We start from the raw sequence: 18,262 nt of genomic DNA, 5'->3' as shown, positions 1-18,262 counted from the left end.
TTAAAGAATTGGGTCGATCTGTTTGAACATTGGCAGGAGCAACACATCATGGCACAGCTGACACATACCCCAGTGGTGACTGCACTACGTTCTTTAGAAACCCTCAGCCAAACCAAAGAAGAACAACTGCGCGCCATTGCACGGCAACGTGCGGTTTGGGATTACAACACGGAGATTCAAGTCGCAGAAGAACGTGGTGAACAGCGAGGGCTGGAGATGGGAATTCAAAAAGGTATGCAAAAAGGCCGTGAGGAAGGCCGCGAAGAAGGCATGAAAATATTCCTCCGCAGTATGATCGAAACAAAATTTGGTCAGCCGTTGCCGGATTGGGTGTTGTCGCGGTTACGGACAGCAACGCCGGAGCAGTTGCAGCAATGGGGAGTGTCGTTAACGCAGGCGCAGCGGTTAGAGGATATTTTCGAGGGTTGATCAGCACCCGTAGTAAGGGCAGTCCCCTGTGCCAGCCCTACTATTTGTGCTACACACGGCGATGTTTTGCCATTTTTTACCGATATCGTGGGCACAGAAACGTGCCCACACTACCGAACTCAACAAAAAGCCCCTGTTTAAACAGGGGCTTTTGCAATTCAATTTCGCTCAATCAAATGGGCGTGGTGGTGGGGTTTTTTCACTGGATGGCGGCAAAATTGGCAATTTGAAATCAGGTTGTTTGCCGGTCAATGTTTTCAGGAACGACACCACATCTTCCACTTCTTGCTTGCTGAACTGACGGCCCAACTGTAACCGCCCCATGATATCGACTGCCTGATGCAAAGTAGCCGCCTCACCATCATGGAAGTAGGGATAGGTCAATTCCACATTACGCAAGGTAGGTACTTTGAAATTAAAGCGGTCAGCATCCTTCCCCGTCACCGCCACTCGGCCTTCTGCTGGGCTGGTCGACGCATAAGGCTGCACTAAACCCATCTTCTGGAAAGAATTTCCGCCGACAGCAGGTCCGTTGTGACAAGCAACACAACCACTGGTTTTAAAAGTTTGATAACCGCGCAACTCTTGTACCGTTAAGGCTTTTTTGTTGCCTTTCAGCCACTGGTCAAAACGGGAGTCAGGAGTCACCAACGTATCTTCAAATGCTGCGATAGCCTGTGTCACACGGTCGATGTTGACATTCTTGTCACCAAATACCGTCTTAAATTCATTCACATATTGAGGAATCGAGGCCAATACATCGACGGCTAATTCGTGGGTAAAGGCCATTTCGCCCGGATTGGCGATTGGCCCACCGGCTTGTTCCTTCAAATCTTTTGCGCGGCCATCCCAAAATTGGGCCAAGTTAAGACTGGAATTCAGCACAGTCGGCGCATTGATCGGCCCCTTTTGCCAGTTGTGGCCAATCGATGTTTTCAGGTTGTCCGACCCACCCATCGACAAATTGTGACAGGAGTTACAGGAAATAAAGCCAGAACGCGACAAGCGAACATCAAAAAACAATTTCTTGCCCAGCTCTACCATAGCGGGGTTTTTCACCTTCGCGGGCTGAATCGGTTGAATTGGCTCATTCATCGGTGCCGCCACCACCGAGCCCCCCATCAACAGACTACAGCCAATGGCCACTGCGATTTTTTTCATCATGATAAAGCCCTCACTGATCGAGATGAGACAGTGATGAGTGTAGAGATACACTACCTAAAATATTTGAGCCATATCAAATAAAACGACATTGTAGCGATTTTTTACGTTTTTGTTGTTTTAGAAAAGAGTTTAGAAGTCTTCTAACTCACTGATCGGGTGCATATCGTGATTGAAAAAGCGATAGACATTGCGGCCTTGTGCTTTGGCATGGTACATCGCAGTATCTGCTTGTTTTAACAGCGTATCGGCCTGATCAGCATCAGTGGGGAACAAACTGATACCGATACTGGGCGTGGTATAGAGCTCGTGACCTTCGATGTGATAAGCCGCACCGAGGCGATGCAAAATTTTCTCCGCGACAGCTGCCGCTTCATTGACATGCCCCAGTTGTAACAACTCCACCACAAACTCATCGCCACCCAATCGCGCCACCACATCATTACGGCGAACAGTTTCCTTCAACCGATTCGCGACTTCAATCAACAACTTATCACCCACTTCATGACCATAGGTATCGTTAATCGGTTTAAAACGGTCTAAATCGATAAACAGCACGGCCAACATGGCACAGTCTTGTTTCGCTTGTCGAATATCCTCAGCCATGCGCTGATGTAGCGTAAAACGATTGGGCAAGCCCGTCAGATAATCGTGATGAGCAAGATGACGAATTTTTTCTTCGTTGCGTTTTTGATCGGTGATATCGGTGAAACTGGCAATGTAATAAATCACCTCGTGCTTACTGTTACGCATCACCGAGATATTGAGCCACTTCGGATAAATCTCGCCGTTGTTACGTTTATCCCAAATCTCACCCTGCCAATGCCCATGCTGTTCCAAACTCATCCACATTGCCTCATACACCGAGGTGGGGGTTTGTCCTGCAGATAATACGCTTGGGTTCTGCCCCAAAATTTCTGGCAACGCATAACCCGTCAGACGGGTAAATGCGGGGTTGGCTGCAATAATGCGGTTTTCGGCATCACTGATAAAAATCGCCTCGGCACTGTGCTCAAAAGCACAGGCTAGTAGCTGTAATTTATCGTCTTGCTCACGTAAACGGCGCAAATGGGTTAACCACAAAAACGCCATGATGCCCACCATCACCGCAAGACTGATACCGAGAATGCGATAGCGCAATAAATTCGAGTCCGCCCACACTGCATGATGCCAACCTTGTTGCGGCGCCAGCCCCAATTGCCATGTCGAACCACCGGGGAGATTGACTTCTAACAGCACTGGACGGTGTTCGAATACCTCGGCCTTACCATAAATCATGCCACCTTGTGCCCCGAGACCATCACGGCCACGCAAGCCGATTTCTAAACCAGGATAGGGTTTATCAATCCCAGTGGCGTGTAACAGCGTGGTGCTATTCATCACCACCGACAACAAACCCCAATATTCGCCATAGCGAGGGTGATCTTCGTTGGAAATAAAAATTGGCACTCGATTGATAAAGGCCTGTCCCCCTTGTACCAAGTTCACCGGCCCCGCCACCATCGGCTTACCTGTACGCATAATTTGCAACACACTATCGCGTTGTTCGGGATGGTGCATATAGGCAAGGCCCATGGCCTTTTCATTCCCTTTTAATGGCACCACATACCGCACCACATTATCAGGGGCGGCCACGATATGGCGAACATGGTTGTTCACGCGCAACATCTGTTGCGTCATACGAGCAAATTGGTCTTCGGTAAATTCGGGATTACCACTGATAAAGGTGCTCAGGCCAAAACTTAAATGCAGCGGCGCGTTGATTTCATGCTCAATGCGAGCACGCAGTTGACTGGCCTGCGTCGTGATGTCACTGCGTAGGCGGTCGATTTCGCGTTGTTCTTCCGAATGCTCAATCAATAAACTCATCACCAACACCACCCCTGCCACCAACCCCGCCCCCAATAGCGGATAGACCCGCCAGCGGCGTTGCATGGCACGCCAAGACTGGATGGAAAATTGTTCCGACTTTAGCGGAGTGTTGGTAGGCAAGCGCGGCATGGTAAGCTTTCAAGAAAAACCACAGCAGATGCTTAGGCTTGAACGGCTTGGATCAAGATTTCCACTCGACGATTGAGGCGTTTACCTGCCTCGGTAGCATTTGACGCACGGGGTTGTTTTGCGCCTAAACCGTAGTACGACAACCGCTGTTGGGCAACATTGCGCCCTTCGAGGTAATCATTGACCGCTTTTGCCCGATTTTGTGACAACGGTTGGTTGATTCGATCGCTGCCACTGCTATCGGTATGACCCGTAATGGTCAGCGTTGTTTTGCCGTACTTGTTCACAATATCGGCAATCTTATTCATCGTTGGATAAAAACCGCCTTTAATCGCATACGAATTCACATCAAAGGCAGTGCTATCCGTCATGGTCACCACGATTGAATGATCGGCGTTTTTCACCACGGTGATAGCGCCTGATTGAATCTCAGACGTCAAACTGCGGGTAAAGTCTTTGGCTTGGTTATCCATGTACGCACCAATGGCAGTACCGGCCAATCCACCGCCAATCGCACCAATTAACGCGCCTTTACCCCGATTTTTATGGTTGATTAACGCACCAGCCACAGCACCACCCAAAGTGCCCATGATGGCGCCTTTTTCGGTGTTGTTCATATCGCGTGGACGGCCATATTGATCGGTTGCACACGCACTTAACAACAGTGAACTGATCACTAAGCCAAGAACAGATTTCTTTAACATCACAAATCCTCTAGTGGAATGGAAGGTCGAGCAAGGCAACATGTGTTTGGCTTAGCCGAGGCAAAGTCAACACAGCCTCCTTTTTTTAGGTATCGCTGTGTTATTTTGCGCGCATTGCTGATATTTATGCTAGCTCACTGACGCAGAAAATAAGCGTTCTAATGCCATTCCCGGGTCGTTTTCTCGCATAAATGCCTCACCCACCAAGAAAGTCTCTACCTTTTGTTGCCGTAGCTGTGCCACTTCCGTCGGCGTCCGAATACCACTTTCTGTGACCACAATCCGCTGAGGCTGATAATCTGGCAACAAATCAAGGGTGTGTTGAATACTGACTTCGAATGTGCGGAGATTACGGTTGTTGACCCCAATCAGCGGCGTTTGTAAACGCTGGGCGCGTTCCAGTTCTGCTGCATCATGGACTTCGACCAACACCGACATCCCCAAGGCAATGGCTTGCGCTTCAAAATCTTGCAGCTGGGCATCGTCTAAAGCCGACACAATCAATAAAATGCAATCGGCCCCCATCGCCCGTGCTTCAAAAATTTGATAGGGATCGACCATAAAATCTTTTCGCAACACCGGTAAATCACACGCCGCCCGCGCCGCCTGTAAATACGCTGCTTGCCCTTGAAAGTATTGCTCATCCGTCAACACCGACAGACACGCCGCACCATATTGGGCATAACTTTGTGCAATCGCCACAGGGTCGAAATCAGCACGAATCACCCCTTTTGAAGGGCTGGCTTTTTTAATTTCTGCAATCACAGCGGGCTGTTGTGCTGCGTGTTTAGCGCGAATGGCTGCTACAAAATCGCGGACATCGTGGCGTGCTTCGGCTTGGGCGCGTATTTCGGCGAAAGGCAGTGCCGCACGGGATTTCGCGACTTCTTGATGTTTGGTTTGCAGAATGGTTTGGAGAATATCGGACATAAGGGTTAGCACGAAGAAAGAATGAAAAATTATCAAAACTGATCATAGCAGAGCCGCCTAACTTGCGTGCTCTGCTATGGAGAAAATTGCCATCTTAAAAACGACGTTTGAGATGGGTTTGGTGCATGATGGTAGTGGCAATTTCCTCGATCGACTTGCTGGTGGTGGTGATATACGGAATGCGGTGATGGCGGAACATGGCCTCGGCTTCAGCGACTTCAAAGCGGCAGTTATCTAACGAGGCATAATGACTGTTTGGCCGCCGTTCGCTGCGAATTTGTACCAAACGATCAGGCTGAATGGTCAAGCCGAATAATTTACTGCGATAGGGCAACAACAATTTAGGCAAAGTCGGCGCGCCAAAATCATCAGGCGTGAGAGGGTAGTTAGCTGCTTTAATACCGTATTGCAAAGCAAGGTATAAGCAGGTCGGCGTTTTTCCCGAGCGCGACACCCCAACCAAAATCACATCTGCCTCATCCAAATCACGAGGCTTCACGCCGTCATCATGATTCAGCGAGAAATTCACCGCATCAATACGGTGACCGTATTTCTCGTCATTGCCAATCCCATGAGATTTACCTACCTGCCGTGAAGCGGTCATCCCCAACTCTTGCTCAATCGCCCCAATAAAAGTTTCAAAAAAATCCACCACCACCGCATGATCTTTGATACTAAGCAAGGCATGTTGTACCGCACGGTCAACAATACTGAGAAATACCAAGGGTTTGTGATGGTCGTATTCAGCTCGATCGCGGATCAGACGAGCCGTTTCTTCGGCCTTCTCGACAGTGTCGATAAAAGGCAAGGTTTCACGTTTAAACTCCAAGGTATCGAACTGAGTCAGCAGGGTATGACCCAGCGATTCAGCGGTAATCCCAGTGCGATCTGAGATAAAAAAAGCAGAGCGGCGGTGTGGCATATGGGCAATTTCCTAACAAAAAGTGAGCAAGATACAGGGGATATGCCAAAAATTTTGGCTTTTCTTCCGTTTTGTGCAGTGCAAAATGTTACGTTTTAGCTGCGGTTTCGGCTAGAATGCGGCCTTTCTTAGTCCCCCTCATCGTCATCCCCCTCCAAAACAGGAAGCTTGATAATGGCAGAGAATTACGTTGTCTGGTTCGACAAGCTACGTATGACCGACGTGGAACACGTTGGTGGTAAAAATGCATCGCTTGGCGAAATGATTAGCCAACTTGCCAGTTCCGGTGTGCGTGTCCCCGGTGGTTTCGCAACAACCGCCCAAGCGTATCGCGATTTTCTGGCTCACAACGGTTTGTCGGATCGTATCAACGAGATGCTTGCCAAGCTCGACGTCGAAGATGTCGTGGAACTGGCCCGCGTTGGTAAAGAAATCCGTCAACTGATTGTTGATACGCCTTTCCCCGCCCAACTGGAAAACGAAATCCGCACCGCTTACGAGCAAATGGTAGCGGATTCTGGCGCAGAAATTTCGGTTGCGGTACGTTCGTCCGCTACAGCCGAAGATTTACCTGACGCCTCGTTTGCAGGTCAACAGGAAACTTTCCTTAACATTCGCGGCTTTGACAATGTGATGGGTGCCATCAAACATGTCTTTGCCTCGCTCTACAACGACCGCGCTATCTCGTATCGCGTCCACAAGGGCTTTGCTCACGATGTGGTCGCCTTGTCCGCCGGTATTCAACGCATGGTGCGTTCCGACTGCGGTGCAGCCGGCGTGATGTTCACCATCGATACCGAATCGGGTTTTGACGATGTGGTGTTCGTGACCGCCTCTTATGGCTTGGGCGAAACCGTGGTGCAAGGTGCCGTCAACCCTGACGAATTCTATGTTCACAAACCAACGCTGCAAGCAGGTCGCCCTGCGATTTTGCGTAAGAACATGGGTTCGAAACTGATCAAGATGGAGTTCACCGAGAACCGCGAAGCCGGTCGTTCGGTGCGCACCTTGGATGTTGACCCTGAATTGCGCCGTCAATTCTCGCTGTCGGATGCCGACGTGGAAGAATTGGCACGCTTTGCCCTGATTATCGAAAAACACTACGAGCGTCCAATGGACATCGAGTGGGGTAAAGATGGGGTCGATGGCAAGCTCTACATCCTGCAAGCGCGTCCAGAAACCGTCAAATCGCAAGAATCGCGTGTTGATACCCTGCGCCGCTATCGCTTGAAAAACAAATCACCTTTGCTGGTTGAAGGCCGTGCCATTGGTCAAAAAATCGGCCAAGGTGTGGTGCGTTTAATTCAAGATGCCAGCGAGATGGATCGCGTCAAACCAGGCGATGTGTTAGTGACCGACATGACCGACCCCGATTGGGAGCCGGTGATGAAACGTGCCGCAGCTATCGTTACCAACCGTGGTGGTCGTACCTGTCACGCTGCGATTATTGCGCGTGAATTAGGCATTCCAGCGGTGGTAGGTTGCGGTAATGCAACAGAAATGCTGAAAGACGGCATGCAAGTGACCGTGTCTTGCGCCGAAGGTGATGCAGGTCATATCTACGACGGTTTGCTCGACATCGAAATCATCGATCTGGCACTGGATAAAATGCCAGAAGCGCCAGTGAAGTTGATGATGAACGTCGGTAACCCCGAATTGGCATTCGATTTCGCTCAGTTGCCAAACGAAGGCGTCGGCTTGGCTCGGATGGAGTTCGTGATTAACCGTCAAATCGGTATTCACCCGAAAGCATTGCTCGAGTTCGATCGTTTAGATCCTGAATTGCAAGCCACCATCACCGACCGCATCGCCGGTTATGCCAGCCCAGTCGATTTCTATGTCGATAAAATTGCGGAAGGCGTTGCCACCTTGGCCGCTGCTTTCTGGCCGAAGAAAGTCATTGTGCGTTTGTCCGATTTCAAATCGAACGAATACGCCAACTTGATCGGCGGCAGCTTGTACGAACCCCACGAAGAAAACCCAATGATTGGTTTCCGTGGTGCGGCTCGCTACATTGCGCCAGAATTCCGCGATTGCTTCGAGCTGGAATGCCGCGCCATTCGTAAAGTGCGCGACATCATGGGTCTGACCAACGTGGAAGTGATGATTCCATTTGTGCGGACACTGACCGAAGCCGCCAAAGTGGTCGATATTCTGAAAGAGTTTGGTTTGGAGCGTGGCAAAAATGATCTGCGTTTGATCATGATGTGCGAATTGCCAACCAACGCCGTGTTAGCAGAACAGTTCCTCGAATACTTCGACGGTTTCTCCATCGGTTCCAACGATATGACCCAATTGACCTTGGGTGTGGACCGTGATTCCGGTGGCCCAATCGCCCCGACATTCGATGAGCGCGACCCTGCGGTGAAAGCCATGCTGCACATGGCAATTTCGACTTGCCGCCGCTTGAACAAGTATGTCGGTATTTGCGGCCAAGGCCCATCCGATCATCCTGACTTTGCTAAGTGGTTGGTTGAAGAAGGCATTGAAACTGTGTCGTTAAATCCTGACACAGTGGTTGAAACATGGTTGTATCTGGCAAAAGAATTGGGCACTAAAGCCTAATTGACGGTCGTTGCAATAGAAAAAAGGGCGCATCTTACGATGTGCCCTTTTTTTATCTTTACCGCATTGAGGCTATGTTTCCGGTGGCTGTGGTGCGATTTCCAATGGAGGCAAAGGCGACGCTAACACCTTATCAATACGCTTCCCATCCATATCAACCACTTCAAAGCGCCAGCCCTGCCATTCGGCGTAATCGCTGGTTTTCGGCACGCGTCCCAATAACAGCATCACCATGCCGCTGAGGGTGTGATAGCGGCCTTTATCTTCTTCTGGTACCAGTTTCAGGGCAAGACAGTCTTTTAATTCCAAAACTGGAATGGTGCCATCTAATAGCCACGAACCATCCTCACGTTTCACCGCCCACGCATCTTCACCATTTTGCGGGGTAAATTCGCCGGTCACCGCTTCTAATACATCTTGCAGCGTGACAATCCCTTCAACTTCGCCATATTCATCAATCACAAACACCATTTGCATGTTATTAGCGCGGAATTGGTCTAATAGCTCCATGCCGGTCAAGGTTTCTGGCACATAGACACACGGCATTAAGTCTGCGGAATAATTCGGCTGTTCACCACGGGTAATCTGTGCCAACGCTTGTTTAGCATGCAATACGCCAATGGCTTGATCCAAACTGCCCTGACACACCGGAAAACGAGAGTGTTTAGAGTCAACCATCCGTTGTAGGTTTTCTTCGGCAGACAAAGCAGTATCGATAAACACCACTTCAGAACGTGGAATCATCAGCGAACCGAGTTGACGTTCTTCCAACCGGAACACATTACGCAATAGATCACGCTGGTTTTCTTCAATCACCCCAGCTTCAGAGCCTTCTTCTAAAATGGCCTGAATTTCTTCTTCGGTCACACTGCTTTGTGCCTGTTGTTTGACACCCAATAGTTTTAACAAGGAATGGGTCGATACACTCAACAACATCACAAAGGGTCGGGTTAACATCGCCAACAACTGCATCGGGCGTGCCACTAAGCAAGCAATCGACTCTGGGCTCATTTGCCCTAAGCGTTTCGGGACTAACTCACCGACGACAATCGAGATATAGGTCACTAATACCACCACAATGGCGGTAGCACTAAACGAAGCCAGTGCGTCTTCAACACCCAAAGATTGTAACCAGTGTGCCAAAGGTGCCGCCAAAATAGCTTCACCGAAAATACCATTCAGCACCCCAATCGAGGTGATACCGATTTGGACTGTTGATAAAAATTTGGTGGGATCTTCGCCCAATTCTAGGGCGATACGTGCCGAGCCGTTACCTTCTTCGGCCAACTTGCTCAAACGGGCTTTACGCGCCGTGACCAAGGCAATTTCTGACATGGCAAATACGCCATTCAGTACGATTAAACCAAGCAGAATTAGAATTTCCACTCTGCGCCTCCATCAACGGCAACAGAACAGAGAAACAACTGAGGGAACAAATAAGAAGGGGAAATAACCAGCGGTAGGGGAAGTGAACGATCACGCAAACTAGAACTGTCCATAGGAATTCGAGCCAAGCTCGGCAAACCTCCAAGTCATAAAAGGACGATCATCGTAACAGATTTTTTTGTACCATCATCACTCGCATCGCAACATTATCTAAAAATCGGACTACGCTTTTTCCTATCTTGCTATCGACCTCGTACTCAATTTTCTGCAAAATCAGGGATTCGGCATAATTTCCGATTTGTTGATGAAGGTAACGATGGATTCCAAGGAAAAAAAAACGCTTAGTGAGGCTGATATCAAAGCAAAATTCATCACACCTGCAATCGTCAATGCCGGCTGGGATGAAATGACGCAGATTCGTCGCGAAGTCACTCTCACGCCGGGTCCTGTTGTTGTACGAGGCAATCTCTCCTCGCGCAACACAAAGAAAAAGAAGTTCGCCGATTACGTTCTGCAAAAAGAGAAGGGCGTACCGTTGGCGGTAGTAGAAGCCAAGGAAAACAACTACACCATCAGCCATGGCTTGCAGCAGGCCCTAGGCTATGCCGAAATTCTGGATGTGCCTTGTGCATTCAGTTCCAACGGAGACGGGTTTGCCAGCCATGACAAGACGGCTGCCGCAGGCGAAGACACTGAAACCGAATTCGGGCTAGAGGCGTTTCCGTCGCCAGACGAACTCTGGGCGCGCTACAAGCGTTTCAGAGGTATTGCAGACGATCAAGAATCCCTTGTTACCGAACCCTATCACGATGATGGCAGCAACAAAGAGCCCCGCTATTACCAAGCGGAAGCCATCAACCGCGTCATCGAAAAAGTCGCCCAAGGCGAAAAGCGCCTACTACTGGTGATGGCCACCGGCACGGGCAAGACCTATACCACCTTCCAGATTATTTATCGTCTTTGGAAGGCAAAAAAGGCAAAGCGCATCCTTTTCTTGGTGGACCGCAACATTTTGGCGGATCAAACACTGGTCAACGACTTCAAACCCTTCGGCTCGGTGATGACGAAAATTCGCAATCGCAAGATTGATCCGTCTTATGAGGTCTATCTGGGCTTGTATCAGGCACTGACCGGCCCCGATGAAGAAGACAAGATATTCAAAACCGTCTCGCGTGATTTCTTTGACCTTATCGTCATCGACGAATGCCACCGAGGCAGCGCCAACGACGATTCCGCTTGGAAAGAAATTCTCGAATACTTCAATGGTGCCATCCAGCTCGGCCTGACTGCCACGCCCAAGGAAACGAAGTACGCTTCCAACATCACCTACTTTGGCGAACCGATCTACACCTATTCGCTCAAGCAAGGCATTCAAGATGGATTCCTCGCGCCTTACAAGGTGGTGCGTATCGATATCGACAAGGATATTTACGGCTGGACGCCACCGGCCGGCATGAAAGACGACCTCGGCAACACGATCGAGCAGCGTGAATACAATCAGGTCGATATGGACCGCATTCTGGTACTGAACCAGCGCACCAAACTGGTTGCCGAGCGCGTCATGAAGTTGCTCAACGCCACCGACCCGTTCCAGAAGACCATCATCTTCTGTGAAGACATCGACCACGCCGAGCGTATGCGCAAAGCTATCGTGAATGCAGCAGGAGATCTGGCAAAAAACAACAGCAAGTACGTCATGCGAATTACTGGTGACAGCATCGAAGGCAAGGCTGAGCTAGATAACTTTATTGACCCTGAAAGCAAGTATCCTGTGATTGCCACCACCTCTGAATTGCTCACGACAGGTGTGGATGCCAAAACTTGCAAGGTCATCGTGCTGGATAAAAGCATCAAATCCATGACCACCTTCAAGCAGATTGTCGGGCGCGGCACACGCATTGAAGAATCGCAGAACAAGTATTTCTTCACCATCATGGATTTCAAAAAAGCCACCGAGCTTTTCAAGGACCCAGATTTTGATGGTGAGCCGGTGGTGATCTATGAGCCAGGGCCTGATGATGACCCCGTTCCCCCCGATCCCGAAGATGACGGTGAAGAGGGCGGCACGGGTGATGAAGAAGGCGAAGGCGTCAAGAAATACCATGTCAGCGGCGTTACCGTTCACATTGTTTCTGAGCGTGTCGAGGTGTATGGCGAAGACGGCAAGATGGTTACCGAAAGCTATCGTGATTACAGCCGCAAGAGCATCCGCCAAGAATTCGGCTCTTTGGACAACTTCCTGCAAAAATGGCACAGCAGCAAGAAGAAGGCCGCCATCATCGAAGAACTTGCGGAGTACGGCATCGAACTGCCCAAGCTCGCCAAGGAAGTGGGCAACGACTACGGCGATTTTGACCTCATCTGCCATATCGCCTTTGACCAGCCGCCCCTCACCCGTGCCGAGCGCGCCAACAACGTCAAGAAACGTAACTACTTCACCCAATACGGCGACAAGGCGCGTGCCGTGCTAGAAGCGTTGCTCGACAAATACGCCGATGAAGGCATCGCCAGTATCGAGAACAACAACGTCCTTAAGCTTGATCCCTTCAAACAAGTGGGCACGCCGGTGGAAATCATCAACAACGTATTCGGCGGTAAGGCCAATTACGAAGCAGCCTTACAGGCCCTTGAAACCGAACTCTTCAAACAAGTTAGTTAATCTGGAAATAAAATGAGTAACGTCAGCGGTATCATCAAGTCCATTCAGGACATCATGCGCAAGGATGTCGGCGTCGATGGCGACGCCCAGCGCATCAGTCAGTTGGTATGGATGTTCTTCCTCAAAATTTACGATGACCGTGAAGCCGAAATCGAACTACTGGAAGACCACTACAAGTCGCCACTGCCCGAGCCCCTACGCTGGCGCAACTGGGCGGCCAATTCCGAAGGAATCACGGGGGACGAGCTTAGCGACTTCGTGAACCTGCAACTTTTTCCCACGCTGAAGAATAAGCTCGCGGTCAGTGGCCCCACCGGCGAGCGTGCCCTCGTGATCCGCAATGTGTTCGAGGATGCCTACAACTACATGAAGTCCGGCACCCTGATGCGGCAGGTCATCAACAAGATTTGCGAGATCGATTTCAACAATACGCAAGACCGCCACACCTTCGGCAGCATTTACGAACAGATTCTGAAAGACCTGCAAAGCGCCGGCAACGCGGGCGAGTTTTATACCCCCCGTGCTGTAACCAAATTCATCGTTGACCGGATCGACCCCAAGCTCGCCGAAAGCGTGCTCGACCCCGCCTGTGGCACCGGCGGTTTTCTTGCCTGTACCATTGACCACAAGCGCAACCGCTACGTGAAGAACGCAGAGGACGAAGCCGTCCTCGTTGCCAGCATCCACGGCGTCGAGAAAAAAGCCCTGCCGCACATGCTATGCACCACCAACATGATTCTGCATGGCATTGATACACCGACGCAGATTGAACACGACAACATGCTCAGCCGCCGCGCCTATAAGGATTACGGCGAGGCCGACCGCGTCAACGTCATCATCACCAACCCGCCCTTCGGTGGCATGGAAGAAGACGGCGTCGAAAACCAATTCCCCGCCACCCTGCGCACGCGAGAAACCGCCGACCTATTCATGGCCTTGGTCGTGAAACTGCTCAAGATAAATGGCCGCGCTGCTGTGGTGTTGCCTGATGGCTTCTTGTTCGGCGAAGGGATGAAAACCCGCCTGAAGCAGATGCTGTTGGAGCAATGCCATCTGCACACCATCGTTCGCCTGCCCAATGGCGTGTTCAACCCCTACACCGGCATCAAAACCAACATCCTTTTCTTCACCAAAAAGCCCGAAGCCGAATGGCCGGCAACGAAGGAAGTTTGGTTCTACGAGCATCCCTATCCCGAAGGCATCACCAGTTACAACAAGACTCGCCCGATGCAGTTCGAGGAATTCGCCACCGAATGCGCTTGGTGGGGCGACGAGGCCGAAGGCTTCGCAGCCCGCAAGGAAACACCGCAGGCATGGAAGGTCAGTCTTGAAGACATTGCCACCCGTAACTACAACCTCGACATCAAAAACCCACACGTTGGCGAGCAGGTCAGCCATGACCCAGAAGAACTCCTACAGCAGTATCGGGCACAGCAGCAGGACATCCAGTCGCTGCGCGACCAGCTCAAGGGCATCCTTGCTGCTGCGCTGGAGCGTGACGCATGAACCGACTTGAAAATACCGCCATGATCGAAGCCTACTGGCAGATCGGTCACCGCATCGTTGAGCAGATTTGCTACGCACTGCGTAGCAATTTGACTTGGCCCCACCTGCGCCAGCTCATGCGCATGGAAAACCAACGCGAGGGGCAAGCATGAACGCTATAACGCCAGTGGAAAAACTCGTCACCGATCACCTCGATCTGTGGAGCACCGCCCTTAAACGCAAATCCGCCGCCGGCCGAGGTTCGTCCCGCAAGGTCGAGTTGTACGGCATCAAGAAGCTGCGCGAGCTGATTTTGGAATTGGCCGTGCGCGGTATGCTAGTGCCGCAGGACCCGAGCGATGAACCGGCGAGTGAATTGCTCAAGAGGATTGCCGCTGAGAAGGCGAAGTTGGTGAAGGAAGGGAAGATCAAGAAGGGCAAACCACTGCCTTCAATTTCGGGAGGAAGCCAGCATTTGCCGTCTGGTTGGTCTTGGACGTGTATGGCCGCACTCGGAGAAATTGCCCCTCGAAACGAAGTCAAAGACGATGTCATTGCATCGTTTGTTCCGATGCCACTTATCTCGACAAGATTCGATGGTCGGCATGATCACGAATCAAAGCACTGGGCTGAAATCAAGAAAGGCTATACACATTTCGCAGACGGAGACGTAGCAATAGCGAAAATCACGCCGTGCTTTGAGAACAGCAAGGCAGCGATATTTTCAGGCCTTCACAACAGTGTTGGTGCGGGGACAACCGAGCTTCACGTTGTTCGGCCAATTGGTGAATTCGTAAGCAGAAGCTATTTGCTGCTGTACCTGAAATCGCCACCATTCCTGCGCGTTGGTGAAACCAAGATGACTGGCTCCGCCGGTCAGAAACGCGTACCAACAGAGTTTTTCTCTTTCAATCCTCTGCCACTGCCCCCACTCCCCGAGCAACACCGCATCGTTGCCAAAGTCGATGAACTGATGGCGTTATGCGACCAGCTTGAGCAACAAACCGACGCCAGCCTCGGCGCACATCAAACGCTGGTGGAAACCTTGCTGAACACGCTAACCAGCGCCGCCGATCACGCGCAATTCACCAGCGCATGGCAGCGCATCGCCGGCCACTTCGATATGCTATTCACCACCGAAGAAAGCATCGACCAACTTAAGCAAACCATCCTGCAACTGGCGGTGATGGGCAAGCTCGTCCCGCAAGACCCGAACGACGAACCCGCCAGCGAACTGCTCAAGAGGATTGCTGCCGAGAAAGCGAAGCTAGTGAAAGAAGGGAAGATCAAGAAGGACAAGCCGCTGTCGCCTGTATCAGAACAGGAGTTGTTGTTTGATCTACCAAGCGTATGGAGTTGGGCTAGGTTTGGAACGGTCGTAAGTTTTCAATCAGAACTTGTTGCCCCGCAAGATTTTCAAGACCTTGATCAAATAGCTCCAGATTCAATAGAAAAAGGGACGGGGAAACTACTATTCCGACGAACAGTTGCTGAAGCAGGTATAACAGGTCCAAACAACAGGTTTTATGCTGGACAAATCCTCTACTCAAAAATCCGTCCGTCTTTGTCAAAGGCCGTCATCGCTGAGTTTGACGGACTGTGTAGCGCGGACATGTACCCACTTAGAGTAGTTGGGTTGTCTAAACAATATCTTCTGAAAATTATTCTTTCTGAGCCTTTTCTGGCGCAGGTGAGGCGGGAGGAAAACCGCATCAAGATGCCCAAGCTCAATATTCCAAGCTTGTCGAACTTTCTAATCGCCGTACCTCCTTTGGAAGAACAACACCGCATCGTCGCCAAAGTCGATGAACTAATGACCGTGTGCGACCAACTCAAATCCCGCCTGAGTGAAGCACAAACCACCCAACTGCATCTAGCCGATGCCCTAACCGAGAAAGCACGGGCAAAGGCATGACGACCACACAGGCCGAAACCTAGTACCAAACCGATTTCGCAGGAAATCAAACCGTCAAAAAAACCACGCAAGTTTTTCTTGCGTGGCTAACTTTCAAAAATCAATCACTACGCATGAATAATGCCACCACCAAGACAGATATCACCATCGTATAACACCACAGACTGCCCCGGGGTAATGGCCCACTGTTTTTGCGGGAAATGCACCGTTAATCGGTCGTCCACCACCGTTTCGATATCACACTCTGCATCAGCCATCCGATAACGGTTTTTCGCCGTATAACGGCCTGCACTCGGCGGTTGGTCTAAAGTCCATGACAGCTGTTCTGCGTGTAAATCTGCTTTCAACAACAACGGATGATCATGGCCTTGCACCACAATCAGACGATTATTCGGAATATCCTTTGCCGCAACAAACCACGGCAAGCCCTCGCCACCAATCCCCAACCCTTTGCGTTGACCTAAGGTGTAATACATCAACCCGAGATGTTGCCCCACCACACGCCCTGTTTCTGTCACCATCTCACCCGGCTCGGTGGGCAGGTAATTCTGCAAAAACTGACGGAAAGGCCGTTCGCCAATAAAGCAAATCCCTGTCGAATCCTTTTTCGCCGCATTGTGTAAACCAATTTCCTCAGCAATCTGTCTGACCGCTGTTTTATGGAGTTCGCCCAAGGGAAATAGCGCACGCGATAATTGATATTGGTTAAGACGATAGAGAAAATAGCTTTGGTCTTTGCTGGCATCAACGCCTTTTAATAGGTAGTGCTTGCCGTCTTGTTCCAGCTTTCGCGCATAGTGCCCAGTGGCGATGCACTCCGCCCCCAGCGTCAACGCATAATCAAGGAAGGCCTTAAATTTAATCTCGGCATTACATAACACATCGGGGTTAGGTGTCCGGCCAGCGCGATATTCTTGTAAAAAATAAGAAAACACCCGCTCTTTATACTCGTGTGCAAAATTGACAATCTCAATATCAATGCCAAGCCGATCGGCCACGCTCATCGCGTCGAGGGCATCTTGCTTAATCGAGCAATATTCATCGTCATTATCATCTTCCCAATTTTGCATAAACACCCCGACCACTTCATGGCCTTGCTGTTTAAGCAAATGGGCAGTTACCGAGGAATCGACACCACCGGATAATCCAACAACAATACGTTTTTTATTCGAAGTTAACATGGAGGAAATTCTTGAATTAAAGACAAGGGATAATGCTTGCCAGCAAGCGCATCTTCAACACACAGCAACACAATATGACTGCGGTGTTGTGATTGGCAGGCACGAATTTGTTCTAGGGTCAGCCAGTGTGCCGCAATAATGCCGTCATCCAAAGTAGCATTCACCGTCTCGGACACTGGGCGACATAAAAACGCAAACCGCAAATAGGTACATTGTTCTGCTGCTGGAGCGGTATAGATGCCCAACAGTGCATAGGGTTCAACTAACCAGCCGGTTTCTTCTTGTGTTTCGCGGATCACCGCCTGTTGCAAGGTTTCGCCATATTCCCAATGACCGGCAGGTTGGTTAAAGCGAATGCCCTGTTTGGTCTGTTCCTCAACCAATAAAAAACGTCCGTCCCGTTCAACAATCGCCGCTACTGTGGCGTTTGGTTTCCATTGTGTCATGTTGATCCCCGTCTCAACTCACCGCAAAAACATGATTATCCCTTGCGCCGTAAAACCTCGCCATTCATGGCGGGGATATCAGGCGCAAACGGCAAAGCCGTTTTTGGGTTTAGTGTTGTGGTTGTAAAGTAAAAACAAATCAATGTTTACTTTGCTGTTTGTATAATGAGCGCATGAAACGACTCCAAGCCTTCAAATTCCAACTGACACCTAACGGCCAGCAAACACGGCAAATGTCGCGCTTTGCGGGTTCGTGTCGGTTCGTCTTTAATAAGGCGTTGGCATTGCAAAAGGAATGGTATCAGACTGACCCGACAAGCAAGTTTTCTTACGTCAAATTGGCTAATCTTTTGCCCAGTTGGAAGCAAGAATTTGCTTGGCTGAGAGAATCACCAAGCCAAGCCTTGCAACAGGCTTTGAAGGATTTAGAACGAGCGTATCAAAACTTCTTTGCCAAACGTACCGCATTTCCAAAGTT

The 18,262-nt window shown here is 50.3% G+C and carries 14 protein-coding genes and 1 pseudogene; 7 read left to right on the top strand and 8 right to left on the bottom strand.

What is annotated here, in order from left to right; all coding sequences use genetic code 11:
- Window positions 1-429 (top strand): annotated as a pseudogene (locus tag G465_RS0110220) (hypothetical protein); the annotation flags it as partial.
- A 168-nt stretch (window positions 430-597) separates the two neighbouring features.
- Here the strand turns inward: G465_RS0110220 and G465_RS0110215 are convergent.
- From G465_RS0110215 to ppsR, 5 genes are all read right to left on the bottom strand, one after another.
- The gene (locus G465_RS0110215) at window positions 598-1,593 is read right to left on the bottom strand and encodes a cytochrome-c peroxidase (protein WP_022654369.1); all 996 of its coding nucleotides are present in this window, start codon (window positions 1,591-1,593) and stop codon (window positions 598-600) included.
- Between the two features lie 129 nt (window positions 1,594-1,722).
- Window positions 1,723-3,591 carry a sensor domain-containing diguanylate cyclase gene (locus tag G465_RS14420; RefSeq protein WP_022654368.1) on the bottom strand — a complete coding sequence of 623 codons (1,869 nt, stop codon included), beginning with the start codon at window positions 3,589-3,591 and terminating at the stop codon, window positions 1,723-1,725.
- A gap of 32 nt (window positions 3,592-3,623) precedes the next feature.
- The gene (locus G465_RS0110205) at window positions 3,624-4,295 is read right to left on the bottom strand and encodes a YiaD family glycine zipper/OmpA-like lipoprotein (protein ID WP_022654367.1); all 672 of its coding nucleotides are present in this window, start codon (window positions 4,293-4,295) and stop codon (window positions 3,624-3,626) included.
- A 129-nt stretch (window positions 4,296-4,424) separates the two neighbouring features.
- On the bottom strand, window positions 4,425-5,225 hold the full coding sequence (trpC, locus tag G465_RS0110200) for an indole-3-glycerol phosphate synthase TrpC (protein WP_022654366.1): 801 nt from the start codon (window positions 5,223-5,225) through the stop codon (window positions 4,425-4,427).
- Window positions 5,226-5,319: 94 nt separating this feature from the next.
- Window positions 5,320-6,147, bottom strand: coding sequence for a posphoenolpyruvate synthetase regulatory kinase/phosphorylase PpsR (gene ppsR / locus G465_RS0110195; RefSeq protein WP_022654365.1), 828 nt, complete (start codon window positions 6,145-6,147; stop codon window positions 5,320-5,322).
- Window positions 6,148-6,321: 174 nt separating this feature from the next.
- Between ppsR and ppsA the strand changes: the two genes are divergently transcribed.
- Window positions 6,322-8,712: a phosphoenolpyruvate synthase gene (gene ppsA, locus G465_RS0110190; RefSeq protein WP_022654364.1), complete on the top strand. Its 2,391-nt coding sequence runs from the start codon at window positions 6,322-6,324 to the stop codon at window positions 8,710-8,712.
- 72 nt (window positions 8,713-8,784) lie between these two features.
- Here ppsA and G465_RS0110185 read toward each other — a convergent pair whose 3' ends face one another.
- Window positions 8,785-10,098 carry a hemolysin family protein gene (locus G465_RS0110185; RefSeq protein ID WP_022654363.1) on the bottom strand — a complete coding sequence of 438 codons (1,314 nt, stop codon included), beginning with the start codon at window positions 10,096-10,098 and terminating at the stop codon, window positions 8,785-8,787.
- 316 nt (window positions 10,099-10,414) lie between these two features.
- Here G465_RS0110185 and hsdR point away from each other — a divergent pair, with 316 nt between their 5' ends.
- Genes hsdR through G465_RS0110165 form a run of 4 tightly spaced genes read left to right on the top strand, consistent with a single transcriptional unit; the run spans window position 10,415 to window position 16,157 of the window.
- Window positions 10,415-12,757, top strand: a complete 2,343-nt coding sequence (gene hsdR, locus G465_RS0110180) for an EcoAI/FtnUII family type I restriction enzme subunit R (RefSeq protein ID WP_027405380.1) — start codon at window positions 10,415-10,417, stop codon at window positions 12,755-12,757.
- A gap of 12 nt (window positions 12,758-12,769) precedes the next feature.
- On the top strand, window positions 12,770-14,263 hold the full coding sequence (locus G465_RS0110175; RefSeq protein ID WP_022654361.1) for a type I restriction-modification system subunit M: 1,494 nt from the start codon (window positions 12,770-12,772) through the stop codon (window positions 14,261-14,263).
- On the top strand, window positions 14,260-14,415 hold the full coding sequence (locus G465_RS15830; protein WP_022654360.1) for a hypothetical protein: 156 nt from the start codon (window positions 14,260-14,262) through the stop codon (window positions 14,413-14,415). The genes G465_RS0110175 and G465_RS15830 overlap by 4 nt, the downstream gene beginning before the upstream one ends.
- Window positions 14,412-16,157 carry a restriction endonuclease subunit S gene (locus G465_RS0110165; protein ID WP_022654359.1) on the top strand — a complete coding sequence of 582 codons (1,746 nt, stop codon included), beginning with the start codon at window positions 14,412-14,414 and terminating at the stop codon, window positions 16,155-16,157. Before G465_RS15830 ends, G465_RS0110165 begins: the two co-directional genes overlap by 4 nt.
- 107 nt (window positions 16,158-16,264) lie before the next feature.
- Here G465_RS0110165 and mnmA read toward each other — a convergent pair whose 3' ends face one another.
- Both mnmA and G465_RS0110155 read right to left on the bottom strand, forming a co-directional pair.
- A complete protein-coding gene (mnmA, locus tag G465_RS0110160) occupies window positions 16,265-17,338 on the bottom strand; it encodes a tRNA 2-thiouridine(34) synthase MnmA (protein WP_022654358.1) in 1,074 nt (357 codons plus the stop codon).
- Window positions 17,332-17,784 carry an NUDIX hydrolase gene (locus G465_RS0110155; RefSeq protein ID WP_022654357.1) on the bottom strand — a complete coding sequence of 151 codons (453 nt, stop codon included), beginning with the start codon at window positions 17,782-17,784 and terminating at the stop codon, window positions 17,332-17,334. Before G465_RS0110155 ends, mnmA begins: the two co-directional genes overlap by 7 nt.
- A 173-nt stretch (window positions 17,785-17,957) precedes the next feature.
- Here G465_RS0110155 and G465_RS0110150 point away from each other — a divergent pair.
- Window positions 17,958-18,262: helix-turn-helix domain-containing protein (locus tag G465_RS0110150; protein WP_022654356.1), on the top strand; the 305-nt coding region annotated here is incomplete at its 3' end.

It is taken from the genome of Aquaspirillum serpens DSM 68 (assembly GCF_000420525.1).
Taxonomy (GTDB): Bacteria; Pseudomonadota; Gammaproteobacteria; order Burkholderiales; family Aquaspirillaceae; genus Aquaspirillum; species Aquaspirillum serpens.
Note: the sequence above shows the minus strand (reverse complement) of the source record. Positions and strands in the feature narration are given on the sequence as shown.

Excerpts from the sequence above, each read along its gene's own strand:
- G465_RS0110215 (WP_022654369.1), bottom strand. The coding sequence starts at position 1,593 with ATGATGAAAAAAATCGCAGTGGCCATTGGCTGTAGTCTGTTGATGGGG.
- G465_RS14420 (WP_022654368.1), bottom strand. The coding sequence starts at position 3,591 with ATGCCGCGCTTGCCTACCAACACTCCGCTAAAGTCGGAACAATTTTCC.
- G465_RS0110205 (WP_022654367.1), bottom strand. The coding sequence starts at position 4,295 with ATGTTAAAGAAATCTGTTCTTGGCTTAGTGATCAGTTCACTGTTGTTA.
- trpC (WP_022654366.1), bottom strand. The coding sequence starts at position 5,225 with ATGTCCGATATTCTCCAAACCATTCTGCAAACCAAACATCAAGAAGTC.
- ppsR (WP_022654365.1), bottom strand. The coding sequence starts at position 6,147 with ATGCCACACCGCCGCTCTGCTTTTTTTATCTCAGATCGCACTGGGATT.
- ppsA (WP_022654364.1), top strand. The coding sequence starts at position 6,322 with ATGGCAGAGAATTACGTTGTCTGGTTCGACAAGCTACGTATGACCGAC.
- hsdR (WP_027405380.1), top strand. The coding sequence starts at position 10,415 with ATGGATTCCAAGGAAAAAAAAACGCTTAGTGAGGCTGATATCAAAGCA.
- G465_RS0110175 (WP_022654361.1), top strand. The coding sequence starts at position 12,770 with ATGAGTAACGTCAGCGGTATCATCAAGTCCATTCAGGACATCATGCGC.
- G465_RS15830 (WP_022654360.1), top strand. The coding sequence starts at position 14,260 with ATGAACCGACTTGAAAATACCGCCATGATCGAAGCCTACTGGCAGATC.
- G465_RS0110165 (WP_022654359.1), top strand. The coding sequence starts at position 14,412 with ATGAACGCTATAACGCCAGTGGAAAAACTCGTCACCGATCACCTCGAT.
- mnmA (WP_022654358.1), bottom strand. The coding sequence starts at position 17,338 with ATGTTAACTTCGAATAAAAAACGTATTGTTGTTGGATTATCCGGTGGT.
- G465_RS0110155 (WP_022654357.1), bottom strand. The coding sequence starts at position 17,784 with ATGACACAATGGAAACCAAACGCCACAGTAGCGGCGATTGTTGAACGG.